The organism is Microbulbifer aggregans (assembly GCF_020524005.1).
Lineage (GTDB): Bacteria > Pseudomonadota > Gammaproteobacteria > Pseudomonadales > Cellvibrionaceae > Microbulbifer > Microbulbifer aggregans_A.
The window spans coordinates 214,909-234,811 of sequence record NZ_JAIVKK010000002.1 but is presented as its reverse complement, the minus strand read 5'-3'; the positions used below and the strand labels follow the sequence as shown (position 1 = coordinate 234,811).

At 58.6% G+C, this 19,903-nt stretch carries 16 protein-coding genes; 14 read left to right on the top strand and 2 right to left on the bottom strand.

Going from position 1 to position 19,903, the window contains the following annotated elements:
* The first annotated feature begins 18 nt into the window (after nucleotides 1–18).
* From rsfS to LC093_RS04965, 13 genes are all read left to right on the top strand, one after another.
* A complete protein-coding gene (gene rsfS, locus LC093_RS05025) occupies nucleotides 19–381 on the top strand; it encodes a ribosome silencing factor (RefSeq protein WP_226662866.1) in 363 nt (120 codons plus the stop codon).
* Between the two features lie 28 nt (nucleotides 382–409).
* Nucleotides 410–886, top strand: a complete 477-nt coding sequence (gene rlmH, locus LC093_RS05020; RefSeq protein ID WP_226662865.1) for a 23S rRNA (pseudouridine(1915)-N(3))-methyltransferase RlmH — start codon at nucleotides 410–412, stop codon at nucleotides 884–886.
* Nucleotides 887–1,152: 266 nt separating this feature from the next.
* The gene (gene mrdA / locus LC093_RS05015) at nucleotides 1,153–3,054 is read left to right on the top strand and encodes a penicillin-binding protein 2 (RefSeq protein WP_226662863.1); all 1,902 of its coding nucleotides are present in this window, start codon (nucleotides 1,153–1,155) and stop codon (nucleotides 3,052–3,054) included.
* Nucleotides 3,047–4,192 carry a rod shape-determining protein RodA gene (gene rodA / locus LC093_RS05010; RefSeq protein ID WP_226662861.1) on the top strand — a complete coding sequence of 382 codons (1,146 nt, stop codon included), beginning with the start codon at nucleotides 3,047–3,049 and terminating at the stop codon, nucleotides 4,190–4,192. Before mrdA ends, rodA begins: the two co-directional genes overlap by 8 nt.
* A gap of 109 nt (nucleotides 4,193–4,301) precedes the next feature.
* Nucleotides 4,302–5,291: a lytic murein transglycosylase B gene (gene mltB, locus LC093_RS05005; RefSeq protein WP_226662859.1), complete on the top strand. Its 990-nt coding sequence runs from the start codon at nucleotides 4,302–4,304 to the stop codon at nucleotides 5,289–5,291.
* Nucleotides 5,292–5,432: 141 nt separating this feature from the next.
* Nucleotides 5,433–6,338: a septal ring lytic transglycosylase RlpA family protein gene (locus LC093_RS05000; protein ID WP_319004905.1), complete on the top strand. Its 906-nt coding sequence runs from the start codon at nucleotides 5,433–5,435 to the stop codon at nucleotides 6,336–6,338.
* A gap of 121 nt (nucleotides 6,339–6,459) precedes the next feature.
* A complete protein-coding gene (locus LC093_RS04995) occupies nucleotides 6,460–7,608 on the top strand; it encodes a D-alanyl-D-alanine carboxypeptidase family protein (protein WP_226662858.1) in 1,149 nt (382 codons plus the stop codon).
* 184 nt (nucleotides 7,609–7,792) lie between these two features.
* Nucleotides 7,793–8,068, top strand: coding sequence for a YbeD family protein (locus LC093_RS04990; RefSeq protein WP_226662856.1), 276 nt, complete (start codon nucleotides 7,793–7,795; stop codon nucleotides 8,066–8,068).
* On the top strand, nucleotides 8,068–8,778 hold the full coding sequence (gene lipB / locus LC093_RS04985) for a lipoyl(octanoyl) transferase LipB (protein WP_226662854.1): 711 nt from the start codon (nucleotides 8,068–8,070) through the stop codon (nucleotides 8,776–8,778). Before LC093_RS04990 ends, lipB begins: the two co-directional genes overlap by 1 nt.
* Nucleotides 8,771–9,778 (top strand): lipoyl synthase, encoded by a 1,008-nt coding sequence (gene lipA, locus LC093_RS04980; protein WP_226662853.1) that lies wholly within the window; start codon nucleotides 8,771–8,773, stop codon nucleotides 9,776–9,778. Before lipB ends, lipA begins: the two co-directional genes overlap by 8 nt.
* A 221-nt stretch (nucleotides 9,779–9,999) precedes the next feature.
* Entirely contained in the window at nucleotides 10,000–10,854 is an 855-nt protein-coding gene (locus tag LC093_RS04975) for a DMT family transporter (RefSeq protein ID WP_226662851.1), read from the top strand.
* A gap of 187 nt (nucleotides 10,855–11,041) precedes the next feature.
* Complete coding sequence (locus LC093_RS04970) at nucleotides 11,042–13,222, top strand: prolyl oligopeptidase family serine peptidase (RefSeq protein ID WP_226662850.1); 2,181 nt, start codon at nucleotides 11,042–11,044, stop codon at nucleotides 13,220–13,222.
* 302 nt (nucleotides 13,223–13,524) lie between these two features.
* Nucleotides 13,525–14,772 (top strand): sugar MFS transporter, encoded by a 1,248-nt coding sequence (locus LC093_RS04965; protein WP_226662848.1) that lies wholly within the window; start codon nucleotides 13,525–13,527, stop codon nucleotides 14,770–14,772.
* A 115-nt stretch (nucleotides 14,773–14,887) separates the two neighbouring features.
* On the opposite strand, the gene LC093_RS04960 is transcribed toward LC093_RS04965, so the two are convergent.
* Complete coding sequence (locus LC093_RS04960) at nucleotides 14,888–15,604, bottom strand: 4'-phosphopantetheinyl transferase family protein (RefSeq protein ID WP_226662846.1); 717 nt, start codon at nucleotides 15,602–15,604, stop codon at nucleotides 14,888–14,890.
* A 115-nt stretch (nucleotides 15,605–15,719) separates the two neighbouring features.
* The gene (locus tag LC093_RS04955; RefSeq protein ID WP_226662845.1) at nucleotides 15,720–16,010 is read right to left on the bottom strand and encodes a DUF1540 domain-containing protein; all 291 of its coding nucleotides are present in this window, start codon (nucleotides 16,008–16,010) and stop codon (nucleotides 15,720–15,722) included.
* 240 nt (nucleotides 16,011–16,250) lie between these two features.
* On the opposite strand from LC093_RS04955, the gene LC093_RS04950 reads away from it, so the two are divergent.
* On the top strand, nucleotides 16,251–19,778 hold the full coding sequence (locus LC093_RS04950) for a PAS-domain containing protein (protein ID WP_226662842.1): 3,528 nt from the start codon (nucleotides 16,251–16,253) through the stop codon (nucleotides 19,776–19,778).
* Nucleotides 19,779–19,903 lie beyond the last annotated feature (125 nt).

Sequence of the window (19,903 nt, the reverse complement as noted above, 5' to 3'; positions counted from 1 at the left end):
GGCCCGGATCAAGGTGTTATGACTGATATTAAAGAAATTGCCGTAAACGCACTGGAAGACCTGAAGGGACAGGACATTGTTTCCCTGGATGTCGCTGAAATGAGCGATGTGATGGAAACCCTCATTATCTGCACTGGTACTTCCAACCGACAGGTGAAATCCCTGGCGAACAATGTCGTGGAAGACGGCAAAGAGGCTGGTATCCGTCCCATCGGTGTCGAAGGTATGGATACCGGCGAATGGGTACTGGTGGATTACGGTGACGTCGTTGTACACGTGATGCAGGCTCAGATACGCACTTTCTACGACCTGGAAAAACTCTGGTCCATGACCCCGAATACCCGTGAAAACGCGGACGGCAGCGATCCACACCAGGACTGAACGTGTTGAACCGGATCCAGGTGCGCCGATGAAAATCCGAATACTCGCCGCTGGCGGCAAGATGCCATCCTGGGTACAGGAGGGGTATCATGAGTATGCCAAACGCCTGCCGCGGGAGCTGACGCTTGAAATGGTCGAAATCCCCCTGGGGAATCGCGGCCAGAAAAACTCCGCCGCGCTGGTGGAAAAAGCCCGCCAGAAAGAAGGTGAAGCCATGCTCGCGGCCCTCGGGCCGCGGGATCATGTGGTCGCCCTGGATGTGAAAGGGAAGTCCTGGAGTACCGAGCAGCTTTCAAGCGAGTTGGCCGGGTGGCAGATGTCCGGAGACAACGTCAGCCTGTTGATTGGTGGGCCGGATGGCCTGGCACCGGATTGCCTGAATCGCGCCAGTCAGCGCTGGTCCCTGTCCGCACTGACCATGCCGCACCCCCTGGTGCGGGTACTGCTGGCGGAGCAGCTCTATCGCGCGTGGACGTTGCTGGCAGGGCACCCATACCATAAATAGTGCCTGCGTCAGCCGGCAAATTTCCCAGAACTCTTTAAGCGACTGCGTGTCAGAATCGCGGCAGCGGCTAACTTGCTGTCGGCAATCGGCGGGCAATTCACGTTTGTTTGCGAAATTGCCGAGCCCGTCGCGGGATTGACTGTATTGAGGTACTCCTTAGCGCCGCAAACTTGTGTACACTTCGTGGTTATTTTTACGCCACGAACGATGTGACTGACACATCCGCCGCCGAAATCTAAAACCTGATCATCGCCCGAACCGAATTCATGTCCGAGAACTTGCGCTTTAAAGACCACCATACCGAGCAGCGGCTGTTCCGCAATCGTATGCTGGTGGCGATTCTCGGGGTGGTGGTACTGATGGGCGTGCTGGTGGCGCGCTTCTATAACCTGCAGGTAGTGAACTACGAAAACTACCGCACGCAGTCAGACCAGAACCGTATTCAGGTGCGCCCGGTCCCCCCAACTCGCGGTCTCATCTACGACCGCAACGGTGAGCTACTGGCGGACAACCGCCCCAGTTACACCCTGTCCATCGTCCGCGAGCGGGTCAAAAACCTGGATGAAACCCTCGAACTGCTCGGTCAGCTGGTGGAGATCGAAGACAGTGATATCGATAAATTCAACCGTCGCCTCCCGCGCCGTCGCCCGTTTGAGCCTGTGCCGCTGCGCTACCGGCTGAGCGAAGAGGAAATTGCGCGCATCAGCGTGAATGAATACCGCATGCCCGGCGTATCCGTGGAGGCGGAGCTGGTGCGCTATTACCCCAAAGGCGATCTGTTTGCCCACAGTGTGGGATACGTGGGGCGGATCAATGACCGTGAACTGCAACAGTTCACCGAGGAAGATGTACGCCGCTATCGTGGGACCCTCAGTATCGGCAAGGTGGGGCTGGAGCGCTCCTATGAAAACCTGTTGTTGGGAGAGGTCGGCGACGAAAATGTCGAAACCAATGCCCGCGGCCGGGTGCTGAAGGTTCTGGAGCGGCACGATCCCAAGCCGGGCGCCGAGCTGACCCTGCACCTGGATACACGCCTGCAGCAGGTGGCAACCGATGCGTTGGGGGATCGGCGTGGCTCCGTGGTCGCCATCGACGTCAAAACCGGCGGCGTCCTGGCGTTTGTCAGCAAGCCCGCATTTGACCCCAACCTGTTTGTTACCGGTATCAGTTTTAGCGATTATCGGGCGTTGAGCGACTCGCTTGATGTCCCTCTTTTCAACCGAGCCCTGCAGGGGCAGTACCCGCCGGGCTCGACCCTGAAACCGATGATGGGGCTGGGTGGGCTCGCTGCCGGAGTGATTTCTGCCGAAACCAAGGTCGCCGATCCTGGTTTTTTCAAACTGCCCAACGACAAACGGATCTACCGCGACTGGAAGCGCTGGGGGCACGGCAAGCATGTGGATCTGATCCAGGGGTTGGCACAGAGCTGTGACGTGTACTTCTGGGATATGGCTTCGCGCTGGAATATTGACGGCATGCACGATTTCGCCACCCGTTTTGGCCTCGGCGAAAAGACCGGTATCGACTTGCCGGTAGAGCGCCCGGGCCTGTTTCCGTCCCGGGACTGGAAGCGAGGAGCGCGCGGAACCCCATGGTTCCCGGGGGACAGTCTCAATGCGGTACTCGGACAGGGCTTTGTGCTGGCCACGCCGCTGCAACTGGCCGTAATGACTGCCACTATCGCTAATCGAGGCAGTCACTTTCGGCCCCAGGTAGTAATGGCCGTGGATGGGGTCGAGCAGCCGCCGGAAGTGCTGCACCACGTGGAAGCCAAGCCCGAGTACTGGGACCTGGTGTTCAAGGGGATGGAGGCCGTGGTGTACAGCGCACACGGTACCGGTAAAAGAGCTGGCGCCGGGCTTGATTTCAAAGTGGCCGGTAAATCCGGTACTGCACAGGTGGTGGGGATCGCGCAGGGCGAGCGTTATGACTCGGACGCGCTGAAAGAACGCCATCGGGACCACGCCCTGTTTGTTGCCTTTGCCCCTGTCGATGACCCGCAGATTGCGGTATCGGTACTGGTGGAAAACGGCGAGGGCGGAGGTCTGGTGGCGGCGCCGGTAGCACGGGAAGTCTTTGCCGAGTGGATATCGCGTCCGCTTGAGGAAACCGCCTGGCATCCGCCGCTGAACCTGAATCCGTCACAGGAGGCTGTTGCCCGTGGCTAGTCGCGATTACATGCACCGGTTGCCGGATGCGGGCAGCAGCCTGCGCCGTCCGGCCAGCCTGTCCCGTCGCCTGCATATTGATATGCCGCTGTTGCTTCTGTTGCTGTTACTGGCCAGTGTCGGGCTGGTGATTCTCTACAGTGCGTCCGGTGAAGAGATCCACTATGTCAAACGCCAGTCGGTGTTCCTCGGACTGGCCTTTGTGGGGATGCTGATTGCCGCGCAGATCCCGCTGGAATTCTATCGTCGATGGTCACCCTGGTTTTACCTGGCCGGATGCTGCATGTTGGTGGCGGTGTTGTTTATCGGGGTGGGGGCTAAAGGGGCCCAGCGCTGGCTGGAAATCGGCGGTTTCCGCTTTCAGCCATCGGAAGCACTGAAGCTCGCGGTGCCCATATCGGTGGCTGCGTACCTGCACAATCGCACGTTGCCGCCGTCATTCCTTTCTGTGGCCATTGCGCTGGCGATCGTCGCGGTACCGGCGGCGCTCATTGTGCGTCAGCCGGATCTCGGTACTTCGATCCTGATCGCCGCCTCTGGATTGTTTGCGCTGTATCTCTCGGGCCTGAGCTGGAAGATGATCGGCAGTGCGGTACTGGCGGCACTTATGGCGGCCTGGCCCATGTGGCAGTGGGGGCTGCGGGATTATCAGCGGCAGCGCATTCTGACTCTGTTTAATCCGGATGCGGATCGCCTGGGTGCGGGCTGGAATATTTTCCAGTCCAAGGCGGCAATCGGGTCTGGCGGCTGGTACGGCAAAGGCTATATGCAGGGCACTCAGTCGCAGTTGGATTTTCTGCCGGAAAGTCACACCGATTTCATTATCGCGGTACTGGCGGAAGAGTGGGGTATGCGCGGTGCACTACTGTTGCTGCTGTTGTATTTATTGATTATTGCCCGGGGCATCTATATTAGTTTCATGGCCCAGAGTGTGTTCGGACGCTTGCTGGCGGGCAGTATTACCCTGACCTTCTTCGTCTATGTGTTTGTGAATATTGGTATGGTGTCCGGCCTTTTACCGGTGGTTGGGGTGCCTTTACCTCTGGTCAGTCATGGCGGGACCTCGGTCATAACCCTGATGGCAGGCTTCGGTATATTGATGGCCATCAGTACGGAAAAACGCAGAGTGCTGTTTTAAATTGCCGTGAAGATGCCACTTTTTGGCGCGTTTGCAGTCACAGCAAGAGAACGAATCTAATAATTCCCCAGCAGTTGGATAGCACTCTATGAAAACAGGAGCGGTTGCCTTGAAGTGGACCACAGGATTGATGGCAGGTTTGGGACTGGTTCTCAGTGCCTGCGCCCAGGAACAGGGCCACGAAGAGAATGCCCAGGCGCAAGCCTTCATTGAGTACATGGCCACCGAGCACAACTTCAATCGTGACGAACTGACCCTTTTGATGCGCGAAGCCAAGCGCAAAGACTCCATCCTGCGAGCGATCAAGCGCCCCGCAGAAAAAGCCAAGCCCTGGTACGAATACCGCAAGATTTTCCTGACCAGTTCCCGCATCAGCGGTGGTGTGGATTTTTGGGATAAAAACTCTGAGGCCCTGAAGGCGGCACAGGAAAAATATGGTGTACCACCGGAAATGATCGTTGCCATTATTGGCGTCGAAACACGCTATGGCGGTAATACGGGTAATTACCGGGTGATTGATGCGCTGTCCACTCTGGCATTCAACTATCCCCGGCGCGCCAAGTTTTTCACCAAAGAGCTGGAAAATTACCTGTTGCTGACCCGGGATGAAAAGATTGACCCCACGACGCTGAAAGGCTCGTATGCGGGCGCGATGGGCTTTGGCCAGTTTATGCCATCGAGCTACCGCCACTACGCGGTTGATTTCAACGGCGACGGCCACATCGATATCTGGACCGACACGGAAGATGCCATTGGCAGCGTCGCGAATTATTTTGCCGAGCACGGCTGGCGGCCAAAAGAACCGATTGCGGTGATTACAGAACCGCGCCCGAATGCCGATATGACCGTGGTTAACGACGACCTGAAACCGAAATGGACTGTCGGGCAGCTGGAAGAGAAGGGCTTTCCGACGACAGCGCAGGTCACCAAGGATATGCCGGCCAATGTATTCTCGCTGGAGACCGATAACGGCAAGCAGTACTGGATTGGCCTGAATAATTTTTACGTTATTACCCGCTACAACCACAGCCGCCTCTATGCCATGGCGGTCTACGAATTGGGGCAGGAGATTATCAAGGCCCGCGGGGGGCGCTCCTGACCTCTGGACAGCCGGCCTGATACAGCTGTTCAGAGTTGGTTCATATCGAATCCTGAAAATAGTCCGGATATCTGCGAAATAATCCGGCAATAAAGCGCGCGGTTGCGGCCTGTTGTTTTGGGGCTGCGCCGGGGGGAAGTCATGTATAAGAAAATTTCGACGCTGGGGGCAGCCTGCACCCTGGCCATGCTCAGTGCCTGCACTACTGTCCCGCTATCGCCCAAAGGGCAGGGTGGGGATAAGTCAGCGGGTGATAATGTTCCGTTTGATCAGGTGCGAGACAGCGGTCCCGCTGTTCCGGTAGATATGATGGCTACTCCGGAAGTGACGCCGGTGCGCGAGCCGATCGGTGTTGCCGGCAACAAGTCGCCCTATGTGGTAAATGGCGTTAGATACCGGATACTGCAGGGGGTCAAAGGCTACCGGGAAAAGGGGCAGGCTTCCTGGTATGGCACCAAATTCCACGGCCGCAAAACCGCCAACGGCGAGGTGTACAACATGTACGCCATGTCTGCCGCCCATAAAACGTTGCCGCTGCCCAGCTACGCCAAGGTGACCAACCTGGACAATGGCCGCAGTGTGATCGTGCGCGTAAATGACCGCGGACCTTTTGTCCCGGGACGGATCATCGATTTGAGTTACACTGCCGCGCAAAAGCTCGGTTACATCGACAAGGGTGTGGCGCGTGTAGTGGTCGAGGCACTGGATCCGGAATCCCTGCCCTCCGCCTCGGAGACACTGGCGGTTGAAAAAGATGCCGCTGCGCGCCAGGCGTTACCGCAGGACGCCAGCTTCAAACTCCCGGCCCATACCTATCTGCAGGTAGGCGCTTACAGCTCTTCGTCACAGGCTGAAGAGGTTCGCACCCAGCTGGCCGCTGCATTCGGCTATCCTGTATCCGTCAGTCCGGTTGAGAGTGGCGGTAAAAGTCTTTATCGGGTGCGTATTGGGCCAATTGCCCAGCAGCGTGCGCTGGTTTCGCTGCGGGAGTCGATCGAGAAGAAGTCCTTCGGGCAGCCCCAGGTGGTGGTCGACGACGGCAATTGATGCCAGTATCGACTGAACCGTCACAAGGCGCCGGGGTCTACTCTCCCCAAACCCTTTTGCGCACCCCCCGGCAGGAGCCGGGTTTTGATACCAACTGAACGCAAGGAATAAAGAGATACCCATGTTCAAACGCTTATTTGCCTGCCTCCTCCTGATCGTCTGTTCCAGTGTGGCCCAGGCCGATAAACCGCTGATTCCAGCGCCGCCTCAACTGGCGGCGACGGCTTATCTGCTGATTGATGCACACACCGGTCAGGTACTGGTGGAGCACGATGCTGACAAGCAGATTCCGCCCGCGAGTCTGACCAAGATGATGACCAGCTACATCGTGTCCGAGGAGCTGGATAAAGGCGCAATCAAAGAGCAGGATATGGTCAACATCTCCGAGAAAGCCTGGCGCAAGGGCGGCTCGAAGATGTTCGTCAAAGTGGGTGAAAAGGTGCCGGTTATCGACCTGCTGCGCGGCGTGATCGTGCAGTCTGGCAATGATGCCAGCATCGCGTTGGCGGAATTTGTTTCCGGTAGCGAAGAAGTTTTTGCCGAGGTGATGAACCAGCAGGCGCAATTGCTGGGCATGAACGATACCCATTTCATGAACGCGACCGGCTGGCCGGCCGAAGGGCATGTGACCACGGCCCGCGACCTCGGCAAACTGGCGCGCGCGCTGATTAATGATCATCCCAGTCACTACGCGCTCTATTCCGAAAAGTACTTCCAGTTCAATGGTATCAACCAGCCCAACCGCAACCGCCTGTTGTGGCGCGACCCGGCGGTAGACGGCATCAAAACCGGGCACACCGAAGAGGCGGGTTACTGCCTGGTGGCATCTGCGGTGAAGCGCGGCATGCGCCTGATTTCTGTGGTTGTCGGTACTGACAGCGACGAAAAACGCGCGGCCGAGACCCAGAAACTGCTGGCTTACGGCTTCCGCTACTACCAGACCCACAAAGTCTACGGCAGCAACGATGTACTGCAGACCGAGCGTGTCTGGGGCGGCAAAACTGATACCGTCGGTATCGCGGTGAAAAACGACGTATTTGTCACCATTCCGCGTGGCGGCGAAGACAGCATCAAGGCTGACCTGATCGTCGATGGTGAGTTGAAAGCACCACTGGCCAAGGGCCAGCAGGTCGGTAAAGTGGTCGTGACTCTGGATGGGGAGACGGTTGCTGATGTCGCTGCCGTAGTCGCAGAAGATGTGGAAGAAGCGGGCTTCTTCAAGCGTCTGTGGGACGCCATCAAGCGATTCGTGATGGGATTCTTCGAGTAAAATTCTGACGCTTGCCCCGGATCCGGTTTCTCCGGCCCGGGGCTTGGCCTACCCGTTTCCTCCGCGGTTTTTCCCTTACCGCCTTCTCCCTGTCCACTCCCTGATCATCACTGTATAATCGCGGCCCGGCCGCATACCCCGGATTCCCGGATTCATTTCAGACCTGCGGCCCTGTGAGAGTGGTATGACCCAAGAGCAGCAGCCTCCCAAGATTGAATTTCCCTGTATTGACTACATGGTCAAAGTTGTGCGCGAGTCGGACGACGAAGTGCACGAATTCGTCATGGAGGTCATGCGCCGCCATGCCCCGGATTTGGATGAAGCCAAGATGAAGCACACGCCCAGTCGCAACGGCAGGTTCACCTCGGTCACCTTCTTCATTCTGGCGACCGGAGAACCGCAGCTGCAGGCGTTGTTCGACGAACTCAAAGCCCATCCCCAAGTACACATGGTGCTGTGATGCCGGCACCGGATTTGGCGATATGTAACCTGGGTCGAAGGGACTACGAAACGGTCTGGCGCGCTATGGCGCACTACACTGATACCCGCGGTGAAGAGGCCCAGGATCAGATCTGGTGTGTCGAGCATCCCCCGGTGTTTACCCAGGGGCAGGCGGGCAAAGCGGAACACCTGCTGAATACCGGTGATATTCCGGTAGTACAGGTGGATCGTGGTGGCCAAGTCACCTACCACGGCCCTGGCCAGTTGGTGGTCTACCCCTTGCTGGACCTGCGTCGCGCCAAAGTGGGCGTCCGCGATTTGGTGACGGCGCTGGAAGAGGCCACTGTGGCAATGCTGGAGAAATTTGGTATCGCTGCAGCACCGCGGGCGGATGCCCCTGGTGTGTATCTCACCGATGGGCCGCGCGCGGGCAACAAGATTGCCTCTATCGGTCTGAGGGTGCGCCGTGGCTGCAGTTTCCACGGAATTGCGATCAATATTGATATGGACCTCGGGCCATTCCTGCGTATCAACCCGTGTGGCTATGCGGGAATGCAGATGGTGCAGATGGCGGAAGTGATTCAGCCGGTGCCCGCCTGGCGCGAGGTGGCGGAAAGTTTTGTTGCAGAGCTGTTGAAGGCTCTGCAATTGCCGGCTGCGAACTGGCAACCGGTCGACGAGAATTTATTTGCGGTGCCCGGCATCGAATCAGGAACAACGAATGTCTGAACGAATTGACGCTGACAAGCCGGAGATCGTCCCGGTAAAACGTACCCGTCGTCTGCAGCAGGGCGAAAAACTGCGCGATGGTGAAAAGGTAGAGCGTATCCCGGTCAAGGTGATTGCCAGCGACCAGACCCTGCGCAAACCGGACTGGATTCGGGTCAAAGTGCCATCGGTAAAGGCTTCCAAGGAAGTTGAACGCATCAAGAGCATTCTGCGTTCACAGAAGCTGGCCACTGTCTGTGAAGAGGCCAGCTGTCCGAACCTGGGTGAGTGTTTCAGCGGCGGTACCGCCACCTTTATGATCATGGGTGAAATCTGTACCCGTCGCTGCCCCTTCTGCGATGTGGGCCACGGCAAGCCGAACCCGTTGGACCCGAATGAACCACAGCAGCTGGCGGAAGCCATCGCGGCCATGAGCCTGCGCTATGTGGTGATTACCTCGGTGGACCGCGATGACCTGCGCGATGGCGGCGCCGAGCATTTTGCCGAGTGCATCAAGCGCTCCCGCGAACTGTCGCCGAACCTGCAGGTGGAAATCCTGACCCCGGACTTCCGTGGGCGTATGGATGTGGCACTGGACATCCTTGAGGCGGAAGCCCCGGACGTGTTCAACCACAACCTGGAAACCGTGCCGCGCCTGTACCGCGAATCGCGCCCCGGTGCCAACTACAAGTGGTCGCTGAAGCTGCTGCAGGAATACAAGAGGCGTCGTCCGGATGTTTTGACCAAGTCAGGCCTGATGGTTGGACTGGGTGAAACCAAAGAGGAAATCTTTGAGGTGATGGACGATATGCGTGCGCATGATATCGACATGCTCACCATCGGCCAGTACCTGCAGCCGAGTAAAGAGCATTTGCCGGTACAGCGCTATGTGCACCCTGATGAGTTCGAAGAGTACCGCCGCTATGCGGAACAGATCGGATTCAAGCACGCGGCTTGTGGCCCAATGGTGCGCTCCAGTTACCACGCAGACAAGCAGGCGCACGGCGAAGAAGTCAGCTGACGGCTTTTCCCGTGCACTCTCCCCCTGGCGCTAAGGCGCCGGGGGTTTCTTCCCGAAGACCTTCATTTCCCTCATTCTTGCCCCGCCCATTCTTCCTTTGTTGCTTACGCTGTTCGCCTGAATTGATTCTGCGAGCTTGTGTGGTTTGGCTCTGTTCCCTGGCAGCGTAGAATCTTTCGTATTGGCCGCCGGATTCGGCTGGCCGCTATCAGGGGAAAACCATGCCGACACTTCGATTATCCGCACAGGCGTTGCTGGCGATGCTCGCCTTTGCTGCCAATTCGCTGCTGTGCCGGCAGGCATTCCTGACTACTGACATTGATGCCGCCAGCTTCACCTGCGTCAGAATACTCTCCGGTGCTTGTGTGTTGTTGCTTCTCGTGGGCCCACGCACAGTACGCACCGAAGGCAGTTGGCCCTCGGCGCTGATGCTGTTTGTGTATGCGGCCGGCTTTTCCTTTGCCTATCTGCAGCTCGGTGCCGCCACTGGCGCATTGCTCCTGTTTGCCGCTGTGCAGTGCACAATGATTTTCTGGGGTTTCATTCGTGGTGAACGGCTGAGTGTTTTTCAGTGGATTGGAGTGCTGGTCGCGGTGGCGGGGCTTGTAGTGATGATGTTGCCGGGGTTGTCGTCGCCACCGTTCGGCGGTGCAATTTTGATGATTGTCGCGGGTGTTGCCTGGGGTATTTATTCTTTGCGCGGCAGAGGTGTTACCAATGCGCTGGGAAATACCGCGGGAAATTTCGCTCGCGCTGTGCCGCTTGCTTTGCTGACCAGTATTCTGTTCATTTCCACTATGGCTCTGGATCCGGCGGGGGTTGTCTACGGGATAGCCTCCGGAGCTCTCGCCTCCGGGGCTGGCTACGCCATCTGGTACACAGTGCTGCCCGCACTGAAAGCAACCAGTGCTGCAACGATTCAGCTGAGTGTACCGGTGCTGACTGCGCTGGGTGGTGTGATGTTTCTCGCAGAGCCGATTACCCCGCGGCTTGGGTTAGCGTCGCTGATGATTCTCGGCGGGCTGATGGCTTTCATTCTGGCAGGAGCTGACTCGGGGAAGGTCAGTGGAAGGTAAGTTTTTTAAGATTTTAAATCTGCAAATAGCAATATTGGTCACAGAATATGTGGCTAAAAATATTTATTGCAGGCAATAAATTTAGGGGTTGAATTTCTTTCTGTGATCTTGTGAGCTAGTCTCAGCCGCCCGGGTCTGGCGGAGTGGTACTATCGCTAAAAGTCCAAAACAGCAAAGTGAAGAATTGATGAAAAAAGTTCCTGTGCTTGCACTGGCAAGTGTGCTCGCCGCCTGTGCGGGCGAATCTCCAGAGAGTAAGAAAAACGTGAATGCAGAAGTTGAGTCCGCCGCTGTTGCCGAAGCCGCTGTATCCGGTTTGAGCTATCCGCAAACCCGCAAAGGCGACGTGGTTGATAGCTACTTCGGTACTGACGTAGCTGACCCGTACCGTTGGTTGGAAGACGACCGTAGCGAAGAAACGGAAGCCTGGGTGAAGGCTCAGAACGAAGTGACTTTCAGTTACCTGGACCAGATTGATTACCGGGAAACCCTGAAGCAGCGCCTGGAGCAGCTGTGGAACTACGAAAAAGTCGGTTCCCCGTTCAAGGAAGGGGATTACACCTACTTCTATCGCAATGACGGCCTGCAAAACCAGTACGTGGTGTGGCGCAAGAAGGGCGACGGCGAAGCGGAAATCTTCCTCGACCCGAATACCTTCAGCGAAGATGGCACCACGTCACTGGCCAGCCTGCGCTTCTCCAAAGACGGCTCCATTGCGGCCTACTCCATCTCTGAGGGCGGCAGCGACTGGCGCAAGATCATCATCATCGACGCCGAGACCAAGCAGGTACTCGAAGAGCCGCTGGTAGATGTGAAGTTCTCGGGTATCTCCTGGGTGGGCAACGAAGGCTTCTATTACTCCAGCTACGACAAGCCGGAAGGTAGCGAGCTGTCTGCGAAGACGGACCAGCACAAGCTGTATTTCCACAAACTGGGCGAGCCCCAGTCCGATGACGCGTTGATTTTCGGCGGCAAGCCGGAAGAAAAGCGCCGTTATGTTTCCGGCTCGGTGACGGAAGACGATCGCTACCTGGTGATTTCCGGTGCGACCTCCACCTCCGGCAACGACCTCTACATCCAAGACCTGACCAAGGCGGATGCGCCTCTCGTTCAGATCCTGGGCGACTTCGATTCCGACACCTATGTGCTGGATAACCAGGGCAGCACCCTGTACCTGGTGACCAACCGCAATGCGCCGAACAAAAAGGTGGTCACCGTTGACGCGGCAGCACCGGCGGAAGAGAACTGGAAAGACTTTATTGCTGAGACCGACAATGTACTGAGCGCTTCCACCGGCGGTGGTTATATTTTCGCCGAGTACATGGTGGACGCCCTTTCCAAGGTCTACCAGTACGACTACAGCGGTGAACAGGTACGCGAGATCGCGCTGCCGGGACCGGGCAGTGCCAGCTCCCTGAACGGCAAGCGTGAAGATGCCACGCTGTACTACTCCTTCACCAACTACAAGACACCGGCCACCATCTTCGCGTTTGATGTGAAAGAAGGTGAGTCCAGTGTGTACCGCAAGTCCGGGGCCCAGTTTGATCCGGCCGGCTACGAGTCCGAGCAGGTGTTCTACACCTCCAGGGACGGTACCAAGGTGCCGATGCTGATCACCTACAAGAAAGGCCTGGAGCTCAACGGCAAGAACCCGACCATCCTTTACGGCTACGGCGGCTTCAATGTGAGCCTCACGCCTTCCTTCAGCATCGCCAATGCGGTGTGGCTGGAGCAGGGTGGCGTGTACGCGGTGCCGAACCTGCGCGGCGGCGGTGAGTACGGCAAGCGCTGGCACGATGCGGGCACCAAGCTGCAGAAGCAGAACGTGTTCGACGACTTTATCGCCGCCGGTGAGTACCTGATCGAACAGGGTTACACCTCCAGCGACTACCTGGCCATTCGTGGCGGCTCCAACGGTGGTCTGCTGGTCGGTGCAGTGATGACCCAGCGTCCGGATCTGGTGAAGGTCGCGCTGCCAGCGGTGGGCGTGATGGATATGCTCCGTTACCACACCTTCACTGCCGGAGCGGGCTGGGCCTACGACTACGGCACTGCGGAGCAGAGCAAGGAAATGTTCGAGTACCTGCTGGGTTACTCCCCGGTGCACAACGTGCAGGCGGGCACCGCCTATCCTGCGACCATGGTGACCACTGCGGACCACGATGACCGAGTAGTACCGGCGCACTCCTTCAAGTTTGCTGCCGAGCTGCAGGCGAAACAGGCCGGTGCCGCGCCGACCCTGATCCGCATCGAAACCAATGCGGGCCACGGTGCCGGTACCCCGGTATCGAAAACCATTGAGCAGTACGCAGACCTGTTCAGCTTTACCCTGTACAACATGGGGGTTAAGGCCCTGCCTAAAGGCTGACACTAACCGCTTCACCAACTGTTAAAAGCCCGGCCATGTGCCGGGCTTTTTTATTGCCCGAGTTTCGCAGTGCGCCGGACCGCGTGGTATCCAGCGATATTCCCGATTTCCCAGTTTATAAAGTGAGACGCCAGGGGGGAAACTGGCACGCTTGCTGTGATGCCGCCCGTGGTAGTCTCGCCGGCAGCTTTGTATGAGGGGAAAGACCGTCGCGCCGGTACGAATCCAGGTGCGATAGTCCGAACCGCATAGCCGTGAATAACTATCATAAAGGGTGACTTATGGCGGGAATCCAGGTTTCTATGAAGGGTGTCAAAGCCGGTACCGGAACGGTCGGCGCAGAGGGCAATTTCAGGTTTGCGCTGACAGCACTCACCGTGCTGTTTTTTATGTGGGGCTTCCTGACCTGTCTCAATGACATCCTGATCCCACATCTTAAAAAAGTATTCGACCTGAACTATACCCAGGCGATGCTGATCCAGTTCTGTTTCTTTGGCGCCTACTTCCTGGTGTCATTGCCCGCCGGTGCTCTGGTGAAGCGGATTGGTTTCCAGAAGGGCATCGTCGGTGGTCTGCTGGTCGCGGCGCTGGGCTGTGCGCTGTTCTACCCGGCGGCAGAGAGCCACTCCTACCCGGTATTCCTGGGGGCACTGTTCGTGCTCGCTTCGGGCATCACTCTGCTGCAGGTTTCCGCGAACCCCTATGTGACCGCGTTGGGCAAGCCGGAGACGGCCTCCAGCCGCCTGACCATGACCCAGGCATTTAACTCCCTGGGTACCACGATCGCGCCTTTGTTTGGCGGTGTGCTGATCCTGTCTGCGGCTACCGTCGGTGCCGATGCGCTGAGCCCGGAGGCGGAAGCGGCCTCGGTGAAGGTTCCCTACCTGATGTTGGCCGGTGTACTGGCCTTCCTGGCGCTGGTATTCAGCCAGCTCAAACTGCCAAAAATCGATGATCATGGCGATGACACTGTCGCTGCTGAAGGCGAGTCGGTATGGTCTCACCGCCATCTGGTATTGGGTGCCCTCGGTATCTTCGTCTATGTGGGTGCGGAAGTGTCCATCGGTAGCTTCCTGGTCAACTTCCTCGGCCTTGATACTGTAGCGGGTCTGGAGGAAGCCAAGGCAGCACATTACATCGCTTACTACTGGGGTGGTGCGATGGTCGGGCGCTTTATCGGCGCGGTGGTCATGAGCCGCGTTACCCCCGGGCTGGTGCTGGCATTTAATGCGGCGGCGGCAATCCTGTTGGTACTGCTGGCGATCATGGGTGCTGGCAGCCTGGCCATGTGGGCGATCCTGCTGGTGGGCCTGTGCAACTCCATCATGTTCCCGACCATTTTCAGCCTGGCACTGCAGGGCCTCGGCAAGCAGGCGGGGCAGGCGTCCGGCGTGTTGTGTCTGGCGATTGTTGGTGGCGCGCTGGTACCGTTGCTGCAGGGCGTGGTTGCGGATACCGCAGGCCTGCAGATTTCTTTCCTGGTGCCGGTGGTGTGCTACATGTACATCGTATTCTACGGTCTCAAGGGTTCCCGTCCGGCAGCGCACTGACGCATCCCTGGAACCATCTTTTCACTGCCGGCGGTTCCCCCGCCGGCAGTACTCCGGGCTTCGCTTGCTTTCCCGTTTTTTTCTTTTCCCTACGTTACCTTTCCCGTACTCCCTTTTACGTGATCTCCAGCCAGGTCAGGTAGCCCTTATCCAGTAGTCGGTAGCGCGCCGTGAAGCTCTGCGGTGGACCAAAGCCCGCGCCTATGTCATTCAGTAGTGCCAGTTCCAGTCTGCCACTGTCATCGCTGATGTGTTGTACGCGGACCTCTGCGTCCTGGAAGTCGAAGTAGTGTCGCACCTGCGGATACAGGGCCTTGAACAGGCTTTCCTTTGCGGAAAACACCAGGGTAAGCCACTGGTTATCCGTCAGTGGGGCAGGTGAGCCCTGTCGGGTTTCCCCGGGTGTCATGATCAGGGAGCGTACATTTTCCGCACTGGCGGGGCTGATCAGGGGCTCGTAGTCGATACCGACGGGGTAATCGCTCACGGCGCAAATAGCCAGATCGTCGCTGTGGCTGATGGCTCCGTTAATACCCCGGGGCCAGATTGGGCAGCGGTCTTCTCCGCTGGCGATATGGCTGCAGGCAGCACTGGGGATTCCCCGTGATAGCAACAACTGTTGGGCACAGCGGCGGCCGGCGAGAAACTCTGCGCGGCGTTTGTGCACGGCCCTGGCCAGCGGCGGAGGAAAGGTTATACCGAAGTGTGCGAATAGCCCGTCGTCGTAGTGTTCCAGCGAAAACGCCAGCAGCCGCGCCTCCCCGCTGAAGCCATCCAGAGGCAGGTCGTGGTACTTGAGGATAAACAGGCTGCTCGTTTCGGCGGTGGTCATCGACGCTGGAACCGGGTTGCTCGGGTTTGTATTCGAGCGATTGTGCGGCAAAGGGCAGCTGTGGGCCAGCCGCATGGGGGCGGCCGACCTTGGAAAAAGGGGGGAGCGGGCTGGTTTAGTGCGCGTAGGTCAGGCAGTTAACGGTATCACCGCTGTAGCCGAGTTCGATCTTTTCCGCCGCGCACTCGAAGTCCTCGTTGTGGGTACAGTCCGAGATTTTGCAGGCGCCGACACCGGCGATGCGCTCGCGCTTGGTATGCAGGCTGTTGCTGAAGTAGGTGTCGCAATCCGGGTCAGTGCCGTGGCCGATGGTGATGGCGCGGGCGTGGCAGGAGGAATCGGTATTGTAGGTGCACTCGGTAGCGGCACAGCGGCTGACTTCAGGCATGTCGGTTGCGATGATCATGACGCGTTTCTCGTTGTTTGGTGTGGAAGGATGGAACCCCACCGATGAGCCTAGTTCACGGCTTCCCGCTGTCAAACCGCTGGCGGCAGACTCTTCTCCTTGTTGGGGGCAGGAACAGGGCAAGGGGCGGGCAAGCCGCGACGTTTCGCTAATTGCATTCCCGGCGCGGGACCGGTTAACTAGTGGCCAATTTGTGCAAATGAATTTCGCGCTCGCGAGACCAAAAACAGGTTTCTGTTCATGATCGGTAAGCCGTTACTGCTGTTTTTCGCCCTCCTCTATGTCGCGGTGCTGTTTCTGGTGGCCTGGCGTGCTGACCAGCGCAAGCAGTGGTTGCTGCGATTTCGACCGCTGATCTATGGGCTTACGCTGGCGGTTTACTGCAGTTCATGGACCTTCTTCGGCGCGGTGGGGCAGTCGATCAGTGATACCTGGAGCTACCTGCCCATTTACCTGGGTCCGATTCTGCTGTTCCTGTTTGGCGCCGGATTCCTGCGTAAACTGATGCTGGCGGGCGAGCGACAGAAAGTCACTTCGGTGGCGGACTTTATCGGCTCCCGCTATGGCAAGAGCCGGGGACTGTCGGCATTGGTGACGTTGCTCGCGATCGTGGGCAGCCTGCCCTATATCGCCCTGCAGTTGCGGGCTGTCACCATGGGCTGGGAGGCCATCGGCAACGAGTCGGTCAGCGAGACCTTTCTGAACCTGGATACGGCTTTGGCCACGGCATTGCTGATGGGGCTTTTCGCAATTCTGTTCGGTACCCGCCATCTGGAAGGGCGCGAGCGCAATCGCGGGGTGGTGGCAGCCATCGCACTGGAGTCACTGGTCAAGCTGTTTGCGTTTGGCGCGGTGGCCGCGCTGGCGTTGTGGTTGTTGGCCACCGATAGCAGCGGTCTGTCGACGGAGTACTGGCACTGGCAATCCCTGACCCCGGACATCAACTTTGTTACCCAGACCCTGTTGGCGATGGCGGCGATCATCTGCCTGCCGCGCCAGTTTCACATGGCGGTGGTGGAGTACCAGGATGAGCGCGATTTGCACACTGCGCGTTGGCTGTTGCCCAGCTACCTGATTCTGTTTTCCGTACTGATTCTTCCCATTGCCCTCGCGGGGCAGCCACTCGCAGCGATGGGGCTGAGTGATCCGGACAGCCTGGTGCTGACCCTGCCGCTGAGCAGCGGCAACAATGTGTTGACCCTGTTGGCCTATATTGGCGGGTTTTCCGCCGCCACGGGTATGGTGATCGTGGCGGCGGTGACCCTCGCGGTGATGGTGTCGAACGAACTGGTGGCGCCGATCTGGCTCTATCTCTCCCGCTACACGCGCTTGTCTGCCATTTCCCTTGGCAACCATTTACGCCTGATCCGCCGTGTCAGCATTCTGTTACTGATGTTGATGAGCTGGGGCGTGCACCGGGCGATTACCGGGATGGAGGCTCTGGCCTCCATTGGCCTGTTGTCGTTTGCCGCCGCGGCGCAGCTGGCGCCGGCAATCGTGGGGGCGCTGTACTGGCGTCGCGCACACCGACGCGGTGTCTGGGCAGGGCTGATTGCGGGATATGGTCTTTGGGGGTATTGCCTGGTGCTGCCAGCCATCTTCCCGCAGCATCCGATTACCGCCTTTGGTGCCTTTGGTATCGACTGGCTGCGACCGCAGCAGCTGTTCGGGATTACCGGGCTGGATTCCCTCAGCCACGGGGTTTTCTGGAGTCTGCTGTGCAACCTGGGGCTATTTGTTTCCGTATCGCTGTTGTCGCGTCAGCAGAGCAGTGACCGCCATCAGGCCGAGCTGTTTATGGATCCCGAAACCGGCACTGAAGCCGCGGCAGATCTGGTACCAACGGCCATTCACATGGGGCAGGTGCGCAGCCTGCTGCAACCGTTTGTGGGCTCCCACCGGCTGGACGAGATCTGGAACAGTTTCGAGCAGCGCAGCCAGCAGCGCCTGTTGCCGGACGATACCGCGCCGCGCTTTGTGGTGGCCGAAGCCGAGCGCACGCTGGCGGGTATTGTCGGTTCGGCGGCGGCGCATCAGGTGATGGAACTGTTGCACAGCAATCGCCCGCTGCAGCTGGAAGACATCGCGCGGCTGGTGGACAGCACGTCACAGCGCCTGCGTTTCAGCCAGGAGCTGTTGCAGACCACGGTAGAGACCATTAGCCAGGGCATCAGCGTAGTGGATGCTGACCTGCGTTTGGTGGCCTGGAACCAGCACTATCTTGAACTATTCAATTACCCGGAGCGCCTGCTGTATATCGGCTGCCCGGTGGCAAACCTCTACCGCCACAATGCCGAGCGCGGGCTCTACGGTCCAATCGATGACCCCGACGAGCTGGAGGCGCAGGTGCAGAAACGCCTGGATCTGCTGCGCCACGGCAGTGCGCACCGCTTCGAGCGCCGCCTGCCCAGTCGGGCCATCGTGGAAGTGCGCGGGACCCCGATGCCCGGTGGCGGCTTCGTGACCACATTTACCGATATCAGCGAATACCGTGCCGCTGTGGACGCTCTGGAAGATAACCGCCGCACCCTGGAAGACCGGGTAGAGCAGCGCACGGCGGAATTGCTGGAAAGCAACCGGGCGCTGCAGGAAGAGAACCGCCGGCGTGGGGAAGTGGAGGCGAAAATCCGTGAACTGCATGGCGCCAAAACCCGCTTCCTGGCCCATACCAGTCACGACCTGTTGCAGCCGATTAACGCCGCACGCCTGTTTATTGCCTCGCTGCAGCAGAAAGCGGCACGGGGCAGCTGGCGGGAAATGGGCGACGACATTCATTATATCGACAGTGCGCTGACCTCGGCGGAGCAATTGATTGGTGCGCTGCGTGAAATCAGCCGTCTGGATGCGGGTAACCTGACTCCCAAGCGGGAACATTTCCCGCTGCGCCAGCTGCTGGACGGACTCAATGCGGAGTTCTCCGTCATCGCCAGTGAGCGCGACTTGCGGCTCGATTATGTCGCTACCGATGCGTGGGTGTTCAGTGACCGGCACCTGTTGCGCCGCATCCTGCAAAATTTCCTCAGCAATGCGCTGCACTACACCGCGCGCGGCCGAGTCCTGCTGGGTGCGCGCCACCGTGCGGCGGATGTGGATACGGGGCGCAAGGTTCTGGAGATTCAGGTGTGGGATACCGGCCCTGGTATCGCGGGCGATGTACAGGCGCAGATTTTCGACGAGTTCGTGCGCCTCGGTGGCAGCGAGCGCAGTGCCGACAAGGGACTGGGGCTGGGACTGGCGATTGCCAAGCGCAGTGCGGATCTGCTCGGTCACCAGATTCGCCTGGCCTCGGTGCCGGGGCGCGGGTCCATGTTCAGTATTTCAGTGCCGCTGGGGCGGGCGCAAAGCCAGGCGGTGACCCAGGCGCAGAGTGTGCCGGGGGGCGGTAACCTTTCCGCTGTATCCGTGCTGTGTATCGACAATGAAATCGCCATCCTGCGCGGTATGCAGAGCCTGTTGGAGGGCTGGGGATGCCGCGTGGTCACTGCCACTTCGCTGGAGGCGGCGCTGCAAAACTGGGGTGAATCGGAGCCGCCGCAACTGGCGATTGTGGATTATCACCTGGACCGGGAGGCCACCGGGGTCGAAGCGCTGGACCGGCTGTGTGAGCACTGGGGTGAAACTGTGCCGGGGATATTGGTCAGTGCCGATATCTCGGAAGAAGTGCGTAACGCCGCGGCGGCGCGTGGCTGGCTCTACCTGCCTAAACCGGTCAAACCGGCGGCACTGCGCAATATGATCCGGCGGCTGGTGCGCCGGGTGCCGATGTAGATTTGTATACAGCTTTGCATACATCGGATTGTTTTTGGCAAGGTTGAGAAACCGAAATAACCGGCTGTTTTTTGTTCAATTTGCCCGACGGAATCCGGTTGGGTTGTCGTTTTGACTTGGATCAA

Excerpts from the sequence above, each read along its gene's own strand:
- rlmH (WP_226662865.1), top strand. The coding sequence starts at position 410 with ATGAAAATCCGAATACTCGCCGCTGGCGGCAAGATGCCATCCTGGGTA.
- LC093_RS04955 (WP_226662845.1), bottom strand. The coding sequence starts at position 16,010 with ATGATCATCGCAACCGACATGCCTGAAGTCAGCCGCTGTGCCGCTACC.
- LC093_RS04990 (WP_226662856.1), top strand. The coding sequence starts at position 7,793 with ATGACCCAAGAGCAGCAGCCTCCCAAGATTGAATTTCCCTGTATTGAC.
- LC093_RS04975 (WP_226662851.1), top strand. The coding sequence starts at position 10,000 with ATGCCGACACTTCGATTATCCGCACAGGCGTTGCTGGCGATGCTCGCC.
- LC093_RS04960 (WP_226662846.1), bottom strand. The coding sequence starts at position 15,604 with ATGACCACCGCCGAAACGAGCAGCCTGTTTATCCTCAAGTACCACGAC.
- LC093_RS04995 (WP_226662858.1), top strand. The coding sequence starts at position 6,460 with ATGTTCAAACGCTTATTTGCCTGCCTCCTCCTGATCGTCTGTTCCAGT.
- LC093_RS04965 (WP_226662848.1), top strand. The coding sequence starts at position 13,525 with ATGAAGGGTGTCAAAGCCGGTACCGGAACGGTCGGCGCAGAGGGCAAT.
- rsfS (WP_226662866.1), top strand. The coding sequence starts at position 19 with ATGACTGATATTAAAGAAATTGCCGTAAACGCACTGGAAGACCTGAAG.
- LC093_RS04950 (WP_226662842.1), top strand. The coding sequence starts at position 16,251 with ATGATCGGTAAGCCGTTACTGCTGTTTTTCGCCCTCCTCTATGTCGCG.
- lipA (WP_226662853.1), top strand. The coding sequence starts at position 8,771 with ATGTCTGAACGAATTGACGCTGACAAGCCGGAGATCGTCCCGGTAAAA.
- LC093_RS05000 (WP_319004905.1), top strand. The coding sequence starts at position 5,433 with ATGTATAAGAAAATTTCGACGCTGGGGGCAGCCTGCACCCTGGCCATG.
- mrdA (WP_226662863.1), top strand. The coding sequence starts at position 1,153 with ATGTCCGAGAACTTGCGCTTTAAAGACCACCATACCGAGCAGCGGCTG.
- lipB (WP_226662854.1), top strand. The coding sequence starts at position 8,068 with ATGCCGGCACCGGATTTGGCGATATGTAACCTGGGTCGAAGGGACTAC.
- LC093_RS04970 (WP_226662850.1), top strand. The coding sequence starts at position 11,042 with ATGAAAAAAGTTCCTGTGCTTGCACTGGCAAGTGTGCTCGCCGCCTGT.